This is a genomic window from Nitrospiria bacterium (assembly GCA_036397255.1).
GTDB lineage: Bacteria > Nitrospirota > Nitrospiria > DASWJH01 > DASWJH01 > DASWJH01.
Genome location: DASWJH010000007.1, coordinates 1 through 14,151, shown reverse-complemented (window position 1 = coordinate 14,151; position 14,151 = coordinate 1). Strand labels below are relative to the sequence as shown.

Here is a 14,151-nt window from a genome sequence, read left to right as displayed (position 1 = left end):
AGTGATATAGAGAAAAAATGTTTTTCCGAGTTTTTTAATTTTTCAATATTAAAATTTATTAGATGGGTTGTCAAATGAAGCCAACAGAGGAAAGATCGGTTTGGTTTGTACTCTAAACCACTATGGCAAGGGAGGAATCATTGCGGAAGGGATCTTGACAGAGAATAAGTCATTGGGCGTTAAAGGGACCGGTGTTTTTATCGCGAAAGAGTTTTGATTGGAAAACCGGAAGAGTTGAAATGGGACATTTTTTAAGAAGAAGATCGATTTTCCCGCTATTCCCTAAAGTCTTTCCGTCCTTGATTTAAAACCTCACCGATTTCCGGGTCGGTCAATTTCTTTTGGCCAAGGAATTCATTAAAGGCCAATACAAAAGCCCTTTCAGCATCGGCACCTTTTTTTACCCAACGATACATCAACTTTTCAAAACGTTTGGATTGATTGGGGGTGGGCCAGTCCCTGAAGAGTTGGTTAAATGCTTTGCTAAAACCCCCTTTCCAGTTACGAGTTTCTTTTTCATCTCCGGCAATGTCATTGTTTTCCGTTTGATGAATCGATTTTAGGTAGAAACGGTACGCGGTTGCCGCTCTCCTGAGGTCTCCTTCCTGCCTTTTTTTAAAAATATCCCACATTTTTAGACAACATAAAACAGGTCTGTTTAACTGTCAAGAGTTTAAGAAATGGAATTGACCATGTTTTCCTTGGGTTTTCCCAGGCAGTACCCTTGACAATCATTCTGCATTCCCTTAGATTAAATCTAATTACCCCCCTAAAAATCAGGAATCAAACATAAAAAAAATTATCGTATCAGCAAAAGCCTTTTGGTTTTAAAATTTCAAGCTCCGATATAATCCAGTTTAAAAGTCTTTGCTTTAAGGGAAGGGTGGGTTTTGAAAGATAGGGACCTTTTGGAAACGAAGGATTTGAGAAAAGTTCCCGAAACTATGGAAAAACCCCTTTTCCAATATGCAAAACTGGTTAAAGGTTTAGGGGGAGATAATGCCCTTTCATTGACCTTATTCGGAGCAGTGGTTTCGGGGAATTTTGATAAAACACGACAAACTGTAACCAATGTTTTAATTTTAGAGACCATACAACTTGAAATGCTCCGAAGCCTTTCTCAAAATGGAATTAAACTCGGAAAAGAACGGATTTCTGCTCCCCTTATTATGACGCCCCAATATATTAAGGATTCCTTAGATGCCTTTCCGTTGGAATTAATTGAGATACAACAATGTCATTTGATCCTTTGGGGAGAAAATTACTTTAAAGACCTTTCTTTTAATGACAATCATGTTCGGCTTCAAGCGGAAAGGGAGCTGAAAACCATTTTAATAGGCATGCGCCAAGGCCTTTTGGCATCATCCGGGCGGGAAAAATTGATCGAACAGCTCGAAATGAATTTAGCCGACCGACTGGTTCGAACCCTTCGGGGAATTCTTTGGTTACAAGGGAAAAAAGAATCGCTGTCGGCACAGGAAGTGGTCTTACACATTGAAAAAATTTTGGAAAAACCTCTTACGGGGGTCAAAAATTCCCTCCTCACCGAGGATCGTCATGGATGGAATGAATTTCAGAACCTCTATCGCGATATTGAAACCGTAGGTAAATTTATTGATCTCTGGTAAGTTAACCCCTTTTCGGGTTGTTTTTTTATTAATTTGCACCCTCTCTTTTTCAACTCCTTCGTGGGGTATGGTCACCATTCAGGATACGGGGGTTTTTGTGATTGATTCAGCTCATATTTTAGACCCTGCGGTTCAACCCCGTTTGGAGGGGTGGTTCAAAGAGTTGGAACAGAAAACAGGTGCCCAGGTAAAAGTTCTAACCGTTCAAACCATAGAAGGGGAAGATTTTTCCGGGTTTGTCCAGCGGCATGCCGAATTGTGGAATTTGGGTCAAAAAGGAAAAGATAACGGAGTTTTAATTGCATTGGCTTTGAACGAAAGGCAAGTTCGGATTCAAACCGGATATGGCCTAGAGGGGATGATTCCAGATTCATGGGCAGGGTCACTTTCACGGGAAACAGCTAATCATTTTTTCTCAAAAGGGCAATTTTCGCAAGGTCTCTACCACATGGGCGTTGCCGTAGCCAACCAGATTGCCGATTCGGAAAAGGTTCAACTGACGGGGATTCCGGATTACCGCTTTCAAGGGGAAAACCGAGACGGAGGGCTTCCCCTTTCTTTTCTTGGGAGCGGGTTAATCCCACTTATTTTTTTCTTTTACCTGCTGTCTTCATTCTCCAGAAGGCGCCGCTATCATCAAACCTGGGGAGGAGGAAGTATGTTGGAGGGGGTCCTGCTGGGCGGTGTGTTGGGGGCTATCCTGGGAGGGCGTCGATCTTCATGGGGAACAGGTATCGGTGGGGGATTTGGGGGAGGGTTTGGCGGTGGTTCTTTTGGTGGGGGTGGCGGATTTGGTGGGGGTGGAGGGGGAGCACGATGGTAACGATTGAAGAGGGGTTATGATGAAAGCAGGGCGAATCGCATTAGTTATTTTGGGGGTGGTTCTGGGAAGTCTCTTTTTAGCGGGAGGATGTATCTATTCCGGATATAATCAAGCCATTATCCTGGATGAGGATGTAAAAAGTCGATGGGCACAAGTGGAAAACCAGCTGCAGAGAAGGTTTGACCTAATCCCCAATTTAATTGAAACCGTGAAAGGGGTGGCAGGGCAGGAGGAAAAAATATTTTTAGGGGTGGCGGAGGCCCGAAAGGCTTATTTCCAATCCGGTACCATTGGGGAAAAAGCCAAAGCCGCTGGTCAAGTTGAAAGCGCCCTTTCCCGTTTACTTTTTTTAAGGGAAACCTACCCCCAATTAAAATCAAATGAGTCTTTCCTAAAACTTCAGGATCAACTGGAAGGAAGCGAAAACCGGTTGGCCGTGGAGCGAAAACGGTATAATGACGGAGTGAGGGAATTAAACACCTTTACCCGAAAATTACTGGGACGTTTTTATGCCAGTTTAGCAGGTGTGGGACCTGCGGAGTATTTCGAAATTGAAGAAGGGGCCCGAGATGTTCCCAAGGTCAAGTTTTAAAAAGGAGTTAGGTATATGTCTTTCCTTTCCGAGTACCAGCCGTTTTTTGATCGCACGCTTCGGGCGGCAAAGCTTGATGTAAAACTTTACGAAGAGGTGGAGGCTGATAAATCCGCCACGCCCCAGGCTTTGGCAGTAGTCGTCCTATCCAGTTTGGCAGCCGGTATCGGCACCATTGGGCAAATCGGAGGGTATGGGAATTTATTAGAAGCTTTATTTTTTTCGGTTTTAGGTTGGTTAATCATGGCAGGTTTGACCTATTGGGTTGGAACCCGAATCTTGCCGGAACCTCAAACCAAGGCAAATTTTGGGGAGCTCCTTAGAACCATTGGTTTTTCAACTGCTCCGGGGCTTATCCGGGTTTTGGGGATTCTTCCTGGGTTGACCCACTTGGTATTTATCGTTGCTGCCGTTTGGAATTTGATTGCGCTGGTTATTGCGGTCCGGCAGGCTCTTGATTATGAATCTACGTGGCGTGCGATGGGTGTTTGCGTCATCGGTTGGATTGTCCAGTTTTTAATCCTGGTCCCCGTATTTCTTCTTTCCCCGCAAAACCTCTAAAATTGACAAGGGCTTTCCTTATTGGGGCCGTTTGTCTTCCCCGGTAAGACTCCGATATAACGTGTGAAATTGTTCCGTGTTCAAGGAAGGATCGGAAAGCCGTTCGATATCTTCCTGCAGGATAGGAACCTGTGAGGCCTCATCAAATGCGGAACTGCCAATGGTAATATAATGTGGAAAAAATAAACGCTCGGGAAGAAGAAACTGAATGCCTTGGTTGTAGGTATTGGCCAGTCGAATGGTCAATCGTGCTACGGGAGCGGAAACACTTTTTCCAATGGCAATATTTTTTGGCGCGTGTCCCGAAGCATAAAACTGTGTTCTGATTCTTTTTATGGACACATTGGTGAATTCTTTTTTGATTTCATCCAAGTCTTTTTTAACCTCTTTGGACAGAAAAAGTTCCACCAGGATTTTTGAGTTTTCGGATTCCATGGTTTTTTCTGTTCCATGAGTTTTTTCCTGGATCTCTTTGACCCAAGAAAAAGGCGCCGTCTCCCCCTTCGGGATGAAAATAAAAGATCCCACGTAAATCACCATTCCCATTAGAAAAATCGAGTTTATCACTTTCATTGTCCTTTTTTTTTTATTCCGTTAAAAGTTATCTACAAAAGCCATGTTATCAAAAAATGGATTGGAAAAAAAGGGCCTTGTGGTTCCCATAGGAGAGTCCTTAGGAAAAAGGGTTGAGGAGGGGGTTCGGGTTCTGGATCGTTCTTGAATTGGTTGTAGGTGTATGGTACGATAACTCCTAGGAAAAATTGAAAATTTTATTTATCCAACGAGAATTTCTTTTGGTTTCCCCCTTCTTGAACTCTCTTAAACCCTAGGGCGAAAATTGATAAAAAAGCCAAAACCGAAACCCAAAGGGAAGAGAACTTCTTCCACAAAACAAGGGAGAAGACCCCCCAAGATTAACCCCACGGACCTTATGTTTTTAGGGCTTTTGGAGTCTGCTCCTGATTCCATTGTTATTTCAGACAAAAATGGAAGGATCGTGCTGGTCAATCATCAAACCGAAAAACTATTTGGGTACAACCGGAACGAGCTTTTAGGGGAGTCAGTGGAGATTTTAATGCCAACCGGGTTTCGTGAAAAGCATGTGGGGCATCGTGCCAACTTTATGTCCCAACCGGGGACCCGACCCATGGGATTAGGATTGGACCTGGTGGGGAGACGAAAAGATGGGTCTGAATTTCCCGTTGAAATCAGTCTGAGCCAGGTGAAAAAAGGGAAGGGTTTATTGGTGACCAGTGTAATTAGGGATATTACTGATCGGAAACAGGTTGAACATGAAATACGGAGATTGAATCGAAAACTGGAAGAACGGGTAATCCAACGCACAGCACAGTTAGAAAGGGAGAGAGATAAGGCTCAAAAATTTCTAGATGTTGCAGGTGTTATCCTTTTGGTTTTAGAGCCCGATGAAACGGTTTCATTGATTAATAAAATGGGCTGTGAGGTTTTGGGTTTTGAGGAAAAAGAGATTCTGGGAAAAAACTGGATTGATCATTTTATACCTGAAAAAATGAGAGAGGAAATCCGGACTGTTTTTAAAAAAGTCATGAAAGGGGGGCTCCGGTCGGATGAATATTTTGAAAACCCGGTGTTGACCAAAACCGGGGAGGAACGGGTTATTTTATGGCATAATATTCTTTTAAAAAATGAGCTGGGGGAAGTTTATTCCTGTTTGAGTTCTGGGTTAGATATTACCGAAAAACTTCAATTGGAACACCAAATTCGCCGTGCAGAAAAACTTGCAGCAGTAGGGCAATTGGTGTCGGGATTGGCCCATGAAATCGGAACTCCCTTGGGGGTGATTGGAGGAAGGGCAGAGTATATGCTACGGAAAATACCTCAGGAAGACCCCATTCGAGAAAACCTGACTCGGATTATTACACAAATTGACCGGATTACAAAAATAGTGAACCAATTATTAAGTTTTGCCAGGAAAAAACCTCCCGAGGTCCGATCCGTGCGTTTGGTTCCGATCCTCCAGGATGTCCTTTCCCTTTTGGAACACCAAACCCAAAAGCAGGGTATTTCCATTTCATTGGATTTTTTCGAAACCCTTCCAGAAGCCCTGGTGGACCCCGATCAAATTCAACAGGTTTTTTTAAATCTCATTTTAAATGCAATTCAGTCCATGCCCCAAGGCGGGAGCTTAAAGGTTAGGCTGAGCCAGACCATTCCCAGACGGGATCGTGAAGATCCGTTACAGGATCATTATTTGAAAATTCAATTTTCCGATACGGGATTTGGTATTCCAGAGGAAAACCTGAACAGAATATTTGATCCTTTTTTTACCACCAAAGATGTGGGAAAAGGAACCGGTTTGGGTTTGACCACGAGTTTCAATATTGTGAAGAATCATGGGGGTTGGATCGACGTGCGCAGCCGGATCCAAGAGGGTAGTATTTTTTGCATTTATCTTCCCTTCGATTCCTCTCAAGGAGAACCCGTCCATGGATAAATTAAATGGGAAAATCCTGGTTGTGGATGATGACCCCGAAATGTGTAGCCTGCTCTTTGATGTTTTATCCGAAGCCGGACATACGGTTGAATTGGCGAATGACGGTAAACAGGCCTTAATTCGATTTTCAGACCAGATTGATTTGGTCATTACAGATCTAGAACTTCCTGAAATGAAAGGGTTGGAGTTGATGCATCAGGTAAAGCGAAAGCAACCCGGGGTTTCGGTGATCATCATTACCGGTTTTGGAACGATTGAATCCGCAATTGAAGCAATGAAACTTGGCGCTTATGACTATATTCCAAAACCGTTCAAGGTAGACGAGTTACTGTTGGGGGTACAAAAAGCCCTCCAGGAAGGTGCCCTTCGTCAGGAAGTTGCAAGATTGAGAAAAGAGATTGGCAAGGAATATCAATTTGGAAATTTGATTGGGAAAAGTAAGTCCATGCAGGGTATTTTTGATTTGATTCGGCGGATTGCTGGAACTGCTAGTAATATTTTAATTACCGGGGAAAGCGGAACAGGAAAGGATTTGGTTGCCAAAGCTCTTCATTATAATAGTCCCAGGAAAGGTCATCCTTTTATTCCGGTCAATTGCGCGGCCATTCCGGAGCAATTACTCGAAAGCGAGCTGTTTGGTCATATGCGCGGGGCTTTTACCGATGCCAAAGGAGATAAGGCGGGATTATTTGAGGAAGCCAATGGGGGGACTTTATTTTTAGATGAAATCAGTGAGCTTCCCATTAGCCTTCAGGCTAAATTATTGCGTGTCCTCCAGGATAGGGAAATCCGCCGGGTTGGGGCCAACCATTTTTCCAAGGTGGATGTTCGCATTATTGCTGCCTCTAATTCGGATCTTGCGGAGGAAGTCAAACAGCACCACTTTCGTGCGGATCTTTTTTACCGATTGAACGTAATCCATTTTGTTCTCCCACCGCTTCGGGAACGCAAGAATGATATTCTCCCCTTGGCTTACCATTTTCTGAAAAAGTATCAAAAGGAAACCGGAAAGCAGGTGACCGGGATCAGTGAGCCTTCTCTTTCTTATTTACTCCGGTATCCCTGGGCGGGGAATGTGAGGGAATTGGAAAATGCTATTGAGCGTGCGGTTATCTTGGCGAGGGGAGAGCAGATTATTCCCGAAGACTTTCCTTCCACCATTACCGGGGGGCAGGATGATTTTGTAACCCTTGAAAAAGCCTTGGAGGAGCAAATGACCTTGGAGGAATTGGAATTTGAATATATTTCCAAGGTGTTGAAACATACCGGGGGAAATAAATATAAGGCCGCTCAAATTTTGGGCATTGATCGAAAAACACTATATCGAAAACTCGGAAAAACCGAGGCACAAAAATCTGCCCAGTTTTACCCTGATAGTTCTTAAATTTTTACCTTTCATTAAAGTAAGATTTTATTTTCCCGTTCCTATTTCCCAAAAAAAATTGAACTTCATTTTTAAAAAGCGGAAAATGTTATGAGGCAGACAATAATTCAGGTGGACGCTTTTACAGACACCCCCTTTACCGGGAACCCTGCTGCGGTTTGTGTTTTGGAGGGAGCGGTGGATAAAGAATGGTTGCAACAGGTTGCCCAGGAAATGACCCCTTCTGAAACGGCCTTTTTATATCAAGAGAAAGAGGGGTTTCAATTACGCTGGTTTGCCCCGTATATGGAGGTCGATCTGTGTGGCCATGCTACCTTGGCCAGTGCCCATGTCCTAGGGGAAAGGGGTTTTTACCGCAATGGGACAAAGCGCGGTTTTTAACCCGAAGTGGTTTACTGACAGCCGAGAAAAAGGGCCAATGGATTGAGATGGATTTCCCCGCCGAAACAGAAAAACCGGTCACCCAAGACCCGGGTTTAATCCAGGCGTTTGGGATTTCCCCCATCTATCTTGGGAAAAACCGTTTTGATTATTTGATTGAAGTAGAAACGGAAAACTTGCTCAGGACTTTAAAACCTGATTTTTATTTATTGGCAAAAATTGAAGGAAGGGGAATTATTGTCACCTCCCGATCCCAATCCAGGAAATTTGATTTTGCTTCCCGATTTTTTGCCCCAAAAGCAGGAATCCTAGGAGGTCCGGTGACGGGTTCATCCCATTGTTGATTAGGCCCTTGTTGGAGAAGAAAACTGGGTAAAAATGAATTCATGGTCTATCAGGCCTCACGGCGGGGAGACGTGGTACAGGTTCGGGTAAATGGAGACCGGGTGTTTCTGGGGGGAAAAACGGTGACCATGTTTCGGGGTGAATTTTTGTTCTAATGAAAAGGGAAAATATAGATGGAAGATCCAAGAATTGAGCAATTTGCTCGGGAATGGATTGAGTCATGGAATAACCATGATTTGGAAACCCTATTGAGTCATTACGAAGATGATGTAATGTTTACGTCGCCTTTTGTTTCTAAATTAATTGGAGAACCCTCTGGAACCATCAAAGGGAAGGGTAGTTTGAGGAGCTATTTTCGAAAAGGATTGGCCGTATACCCCGATCTTAAATTGGAGTTGCTTTATATACTCAAGGGGGTCAATAGTGTTGCCCTGGTTTATCGAAGTGTCAATAAAATGTTGGCGGTTGAGGTAATGGAGCTCAATTCCTATTTCAAGGTAACCCGGGTCATTGCCCACTACAGCGAATAGTTTTTGGGAACACTTATGGAAAATTATTGATGACCTGAAAGAAAAAATGAAAAAGGAAGAAAAAATTCTATGTAAAACTCCTACCCCGGGGGAAAAACCGATCCGAATCGATCAGTGGAAATATGATCCGGTTCGGGGAGCCATTCTGAGGGCTTTTCCTCAAAAAGGAGATGGCTTTCTTTTTAAAGATTTATCCGGTACGGTTGATAAGTTTTTTCCCAAAGATTTCTGAAAAAAAATGTTCCATTAGGTGTTATATTACCACAGTGAAGTTGGCTCTTGAGGTTCGGGGGAGTATAAAAGAGTCCTCCGATTAAAGGCATAACGGATAAAAAGGGTTGAAAGAATTTAGGGGAGGGAACGAATTTCTCAGGGTTTTCTATGATTAATAAATTTTTGATTCCTTCTTTTCTTTTTTGCCTTTTTGTTGCCGTATTTTCCTGTTCTCACCTTCCGGGTCAAGAAAAAATTCGGTCTGAGGATTTTTCTTGGAGCTCCTATAAAAAAAGTGATAGGGTGCTTTCGGAAAAGGAAATTGAGGTTTCCTCTTTTTACTTTACCATGAGGGATGGGGTTAAAATTGCTGTGGATTTATACCTTCCAAAACAACGCAAAGATGATCAAAAGTTTCCAACCATTTTTCGGCAAACACGCTACTTCCGTTCTTGGGAAGTTCGCTGGCCATATCACAAACGCCAAATTCATTCCTTAACACGACGTTTTCTTGCCAATGGTTACGCTTGGTTGGATCTGGATGTTCGGGGAACGGGAGCTTCCTTTGGGACCCGAAAAGGACCGTGGTCTCCCGATGAAGTGAAGGATGGGGATGAAATAATTAGTTGGATCATTCGTCAACCCTGGTCCGATGGAAAAGTAGGCGCAACAGGAAGATCGTATGCGGGGACAGCGGCCGAAATGCTTATGATTAATCAACACCCCGCCCTCAAGGCAGTGGTCCCCCAATTTTCCCTTTTTGATTCCGGTTTGGATATTGCCTTTCCCGGGGGAGTTCACCTGGAATGGTTTACCAAAACCTGGGCAAAATTTAACGACGCCTTGGACCGTAATGAAATGGGTGAGGTCAACAAAGGGTGGCGGTTTAAACTCTTTGCGAAAGGGGTACGTCCCGTGGATGAGGATGGAAACGGAGAAATCCTAAGGAAGGCGGTTCCCTCTCATATTTATAATTACAATCCCCATGAGCTAGCCAAGAAAATTACCTTTCGGGATGATCCTTGGCCGACGGACCCTGGACTGCCAATAGAAACTTTTTCCCCTCATGGACATATTCAAAGCTTTCGATCTTCAGGGATTCCTGTTTATAGTTATAGTGGCTGGTGCGATGGGGCTTATGCGCATTCCGCCATTAAACGTTTTATCAATGTCCGTACCTCTGGGAGCAGGATGGTCATTGGGCCGTGGATGCATGGAGGTTTTTACAATTGCAGCCCTTATTCGGAAGGGAAGTCTGGATTTGATCATCATGGGGAGTTGCTCAGGTTTTTTGATCATTTTGTGAAAGGGGAAGATACCGGAATTCAAAATGAGAAACCGGTTCATTATTACACCATGGGAGAGGAGCGTTGGAAAACCGCCGATTCCTGGCCCCCCAAGGGAGTAACAACCCACATTCTCTTTTTGTCTATTAACCAGTCTTTAAGCGGCACCGCCCCTCATGGGGTGGGCCATTGGGATGAATACAGGGTGGATTATTCTGCAGGGACGGGAGATCATTCCCGATGGAATACCTTGATTACCAATGGTCCGGTTTCTTATCCGGATCGTGACGGGAGAGATCAGAAACTTTTGGTTTATAATAGCCCCCAATTGGAAAAGGATCTTGAGGTCACCGGCCATCCTATCGTCACTCTTTTTATCCGTTCAACTGCCAGTGATGGAAACTTCTTTGTCTATCTTGAGGATGTGGATGAAACAGGAAGGGTTCGCTATGTTACGGAAGGGATGCTTCGTGCACTTCATCGAAAAGTCAGCGATGAAGAACCCCAACCCTATTTAGATCTTGTTCCCTATCATAGTGCGAAACGCAAAGATGCACTGCCATTTTTGGATGGGGAAATCGCTGAACTTCGATTTGGGCTTCTTCCCACCTCCTACCTGTTTAAAAAAGGACATTCCATTCGTATTGCCATTGCAGGAGCGGATAAGGATCATTTCATAGTTCCATCCGTTCCCCCGCCCACCTGGCGGGTGTATCGGGATCAACCCTATTCCTCGCGGATTGAATTACCGGTCATGCCCCGTGGGAAAAGGGCAGACATTTTTGACCATTAATAAAAGGGTTTCTAAATAAACAATAAGAAAAATATGGCTAAACAGGAACCCAAGGATTTTAGCAGGATGAATGAAGACCAAAAAATGAAATTCATGCGGGATATGGTGGATAACACCGCAGAAAAACTAAAGGATGAAAATCTGAGTTATGATGATGCAAGAAAATTAATTCAGGAAACCCGAAAAAAGGTCCTCGCCCTATTTCCGGATAAAGGCGATGTGTTTGATATGATCCATAAACCCCGGTTCTATAGAATTTTGGATGAAAAAATGAAAAGTTTGTAAAGTTACTCGGGGGAGAGGTAAGGAATTTTGCGGGATTTACTTTTTAAATAAAGAATGTTTTTAAGCATGGGTAAAGTTTACAAAAATATTAGCAGTGAATTAGGGAGATGGATTCGGAACCAACATGTTTTTTTTGTTGCAACGGCTCCTTTAACCCCCGATGGTCATATTAATTGTTCCCCAAAAGGAGGGGATTCTTTTAGGATTATTGATTCCCTCAGCGTTGTTTATCAGGATTTTACAGGAAGCGGTGTAGAGACCATTGCCCATATAAAGGAAAATAAACGGATGGTCATCATGTTTTGCGCTTTTAAAGGGCCTCCAAAAATTGTTCGTTTGCACGGGCAGGGAGAAGCAATTCTCCCCGGCCATCCAGAATTTCAGACCCTGGCGAATCTCTTTTCGGAGGATCCAGGGATGCGGGCAATCATCCGGTTGAGGGTTAGCCGAATATCCGATTCCTGCGGGTATGGTGTTCCTTTTTTTGACTTCCGGGGAGAAAGGGAATCTTTGGAAAAATGGGCTTCCTCGAAAGGACCTGTTGCCCTTGAGGCCTACCGTAAGGAAAATAATGAATGCAGTATTGATGACTTGCCAGGGATTGATCCCCCTAAAGAGTGAGATGCCATCCCTGGATAAAAAAAAATACCCCCCCCCGGACTATTTGGTTTATTAGAACCTTTTCAGGTAGTTAATGGGTTTTCCCTCCGCCTCAAATGACCTTTCAGATGAAAGTGTTGATATTTTTTGGTTGACATAAATATCCCTAGCCATTATATTTAACCATATGGTTAAATATTATTCCTGCACACTTGACCTCACTTTTTCGGCTTTGGGGGACCCCATTCGACGAGGAATTCTTTTGAAACTCACCCATGGGAAAGTATCCGCCTCCGAGCTGGCCCGGCCTTTCCAGGTTTCCCTTCCGGCCATTTCAAAACATCTACGAGTGCTAGAAAACGCAGGGCTCATTGCCCGTGAGAGGGATGGGCGAATTCACCGTTTTCACATCGTTCCCCGGCGCCTCAAAGAAGCTTCCCATTGGATTAATCGTTACAGAAAATTTTGGGAAGAAAGATTTGAATCCTTGGAAAAATATTTGGAACCCATCAATAAGGAGGAAAAAACATGACCACTAAAAACACCAGAGCGGAAACCATACTTCAACTGAAACGAACCTTCTCCGCTTCCAGGGAAAAGGTATTCAAGGCTTGGACCGATCCAGAAATGTTAAAGGAATGGTTTGGGCCTGAAGAGGTTCAAACGGTGTTAGCCGAAGTTGACCTTAAAATTGGGGGAAAATACCGGTTTGAAATGAAACTTCCCGATGGGAAGATAGTATCCCATCAGGGTGCATTTCGGGAGATTAAGTTTCCTGAACGGCTTGTCTATTCATGGATATTGGAGGGACAGTCATGTAAGGGAAGTGAGGATGAAGATTGTGAAACCTTGGTTAGCTTAGATTTTAAGGACCTTGGCGGTTCCACTGAATTAACGTTAACACATGAGTTCTTGCCTAGCGAAAAGTCACGTCAAGGACATGAATTTGGGTGGACGGGAAGTTTTGACAAGCTGGAAAAAGTGATTTGATGAAAAAAAGGAAAAATTCATGGGGACAGAAACGAAGGAAAAACCAAAGGTGATTGAAGATTATGTTCTTATGGACAATGAGGGTAATCAGGTCAGGCTATCAAGTTTATTTGGGGATAAGGATTATCTGATTGTCCTTCACAATATGGGAAAAAGTTGTCCCAACAGTGCTCTTTGGGGCGATGAATTCAACGGAATGTTGAAAGCCTTGGAAAAAACTGCTGGTTTTTGCATTGTCGGGCCGGATGACCCTCAAACACAGAAAGCCTATGTCAAAGAGAGGGGTTGGTTGGCTAAGCTTTATTCTGCCCGAGGGGGTACTTTCATTAAGGATCTTGGGTTTGAAGATGAAGAGGGTGATGCGATGCCGGGGGTTTCCATATTTCAAAAAGGAAGGGATGGGAAAATTTTCAGACTTGAACAGACAAACGTTCCAAAAGATGACCGGGCCCCCTCCGTTCTGGAGGTGTTATGGATGGTTCCTGATGTTGAAATAAAGGATTTGGCTTGGGGAAAATCATGACTTAAAAATAGGCGAACGGATTGATCACATAAATAATATTCATTGGGATAAGAACAGAATGGTTATTGAGACGAGGCGTTTAAAGCTCCGGCCAATAAAAGATATGGACTTGGACAGTATAGCGGAATTAAATGCGGATCCCGAGGTCATGAAGTACATTTTGCCCCCTCTAAGCCGCGATATTGTTGCCCAAGTGATTCAATGGTTCCAAAACGAATGGACTCGTCTGGGTTATGGGTGTTTTGCCTTGTTCGAAAAAGAATCCGGAAAATTTGTTGGCCAGTGCGGACTCCAGAAACTAGAGGGGAAACCGGAATCGAAGGAAGTTGAAATTGCTTTTATTATTGCAAAATCCTTTTGGGGAAAGGGATACGCTACAGAAGCAGTAGCTGCGGTTTTAGATTTCGGGTTTACAAACAGGGGCTTAAGCCGCATTGTAGCGGTTACCATGGAAGAAAATTCTCCTTCAAACAAGGTATTGGAAAAAATCGGATTTCAATATCAAGGAAATAAGAGGGTCTATAATCGGATGGTTATGTATTATTCATTGGACCATGAGGAATTCCGGCCGTCTCAACCGATCAACCAACATTAACAATAATTTTTTGGCTCATCGTGGAAGTGAGTGGGTAAATTTTGTCATTACCCGCCTGTCCGGCGGGCACTTGCAGGCAGGGGAAAGCGGAAATCCAGGCCCTTCCCGTCATTCCCGCGAAACCTGTCCTCGAATGCCTCTATCGGGGA

At 43.8% G+C, this 14,151-nt stretch carries 17 protein-coding genes and 1 pseudogene; 16 read left to right on the top strand and 2 right to left on the bottom strand.

Annotated features, from left to right (window positions below):
- Positions 1–275 precede the first annotated feature (275 nt).
- The gene (locus tag VGB26_01065) at positions 276–632 is read right to left on the bottom strand and encodes a hypothetical protein (GenBank protein ID HEX9756370.1); all 357 of its coding nucleotides are present in this window, start codon (positions 630–632) and stop codon (positions 276–278) included.
- Positions 633–890: 258 nt separating this feature from the next.
- Here VGB26_01065 and VGB26_01060 point away from each other — a divergent pair, with 258 nt between their 5' ends.
- The 4 genes from VGB26_01060 to VGB26_01045 all read left to right on the top strand — a co-directional run bounded on the left by VGB26_01060 (position 891) and on the right by VGB26_01045 (position 3,604).
- Positions 891–1,628: a hypothetical protein gene (locus VGB26_01060; GenBank protein ID HEX9756369.1), complete on the top strand. Its 738-nt coding sequence runs from the start codon at positions 891–893 to the stop codon at positions 1,626–1,628.
- A gap of 67 nt (positions 1,629–1,695) precedes the next feature.
- Entirely contained in the window at positions 1,696–2,451 is a 756-nt protein-coding gene (locus VGB26_01055) for a TPM domain-containing protein (GenBank protein ID HEX9756368.1), read from the top strand.
- A gap of 16 nt (positions 2,452–2,467) precedes the next feature.
- Positions 2,468–3,043 carry a LemA family protein gene (locus VGB26_01050; protein ID HEX9756367.1) on the top strand — a complete coding sequence of 192 codons (576 nt, stop codon included), beginning with the start codon at positions 2,468–2,470 and terminating at the stop codon, positions 3,041–3,043.
- 15 nt (positions 3,044–3,058) lie between these two features.
- A complete protein-coding gene (locus VGB26_01045; GenBank protein HEX9756366.1) occupies positions 3,059–3,604 on the top strand; it encodes a YIP1 family protein in 546 nt (181 codons plus the stop codon).
- A gap of 18 nt (positions 3,605–3,622) precedes the next feature.
- Here VGB26_01045 and VGB26_01040 read toward each other — a convergent pair whose 3' ends face one another.
- A complete protein-coding gene (locus tag VGB26_01040; protein HEX9756365.1) occupies positions 3,623–4,177 on the bottom strand; it encodes a hypothetical protein in 555 nt (184 codons plus the stop codon).
- Between the two features lie 358 nt (positions 4,178–4,535).
- On the opposite strand from VGB26_01040, the gene VGB26_01035 reads away from it, so the two are divergent.
- From VGB26_01035 to VGB26_00980, 12 genes and pseudogenes are all read left to right on the top strand, one after another.
- Positions 4,536–6,077, top strand: a complete 1,542-nt coding sequence (locus VGB26_01035; protein HEX9756364.1) for a PAS domain S-box protein — start codon at positions 4,536–4,538, stop codon at positions 6,075–6,077.
- Positions 6,070–7,461, top strand: coding sequence for a sigma-54 dependent transcriptional regulator (locus VGB26_01030; GenBank protein ID HEX9756363.1), 1,392 nt, complete (start codon positions 6,070–6,072; stop codon positions 7,459–7,461). The genes VGB26_01035 and VGB26_01030 overlap by 8 nt, the downstream gene beginning before the upstream one ends.
- A gap of 90 nt (positions 7,462–7,551) precedes the next feature.
- Positions 7,552–8,342: pseudogene (locus VGB26_01025) on the top strand (PhzF family phenazine biosynthesis protein).
- 18 nt (positions 8,343–8,360) lie between these two features.
- The gene (locus tag VGB26_01020) at positions 8,361–8,717 is read left to right on the top strand and encodes a nuclear transport factor 2 family protein (protein ID HEX9756362.1); all 357 of its coding nucleotides are present in this window, start codon (positions 8,361–8,363) and stop codon (positions 8,715–8,717) included.
- A 46-nt stretch (positions 8,718–8,763) separates the two neighbouring features.
- Positions 8,764–8,949 (top strand): hypothetical protein, encoded by a 186-nt coding sequence (locus VGB26_01015; protein HEX9756361.1) that lies wholly within the window; start codon positions 8,764–8,766, stop codon positions 8,947–8,949.
- Between the two features lie 149 nt (positions 8,950–9,098).
- Positions 9,099–11,009: a CocE/NonD family hydrolase gene (locus VGB26_01010; protein ID HEX9756360.1), complete on the top strand. Its 1,911-nt coding sequence runs from the start codon at positions 9,099–9,101 to the stop codon at positions 11,007–11,009.
- Between the two features lie 33 nt (positions 11,010–11,042).
- On the top strand, positions 11,043–11,294 hold the full coding sequence (locus VGB26_01005) for a hypothetical protein (protein HEX9756359.1): 252 nt from the start codon (positions 11,043–11,045) through the stop codon (positions 11,292–11,294).
- A gap of 66 nt (positions 11,295–11,360) precedes the next feature.
- Entirely contained in the window at positions 11,361–11,915 is a 555-nt protein-coding gene (locus VGB26_01000; protein HEX9756358.1) for a pyridoxamine 5'-phosphate oxidase family protein, read from the top strand.
- A gap of 166 nt (positions 11,916–12,081) precedes the next feature.
- Positions 12,082–12,426 carry a metalloregulator ArsR/SmtB family transcription factor gene (locus VGB26_00995; protein ID HEX9756357.1) on the top strand — a complete coding sequence of 115 codons (345 nt, stop codon included), beginning with the start codon at positions 12,082–12,084 and terminating at the stop codon, positions 12,424–12,426.
- The gene (locus VGB26_00990) at positions 12,423–12,884 is read left to right on the top strand and encodes an SRPBCC domain-containing protein (protein ID HEX9756356.1); all 462 of its coding nucleotides are present in this window, start codon (positions 12,423–12,425) and stop codon (positions 12,882–12,884) included. Before VGB26_00995 ends, VGB26_00990 begins: the two co-directional genes overlap by 4 nt.
- Positions 12,885–12,903: 19 nt before the next feature.
- Positions 12,904–13,407 (top strand): DUF899 family protein, encoded by a 504-nt coding sequence (locus VGB26_00985; GenBank protein HEX9756355.1) that lies wholly within the window; start codon positions 12,904–12,906, stop codon positions 13,405–13,407.
- 58 nt (positions 13,408–13,465) lie between these two features.
- Entirely contained in the window at positions 13,466–14,002 is a 537-nt protein-coding gene (locus tag VGB26_00980; GenBank protein HEX9756354.1) for a GNAT family N-acetyltransferase, read from the top strand.
- The last annotated feature ends 149 nt before the right edge of the window (positions 14,003–14,151 follow it).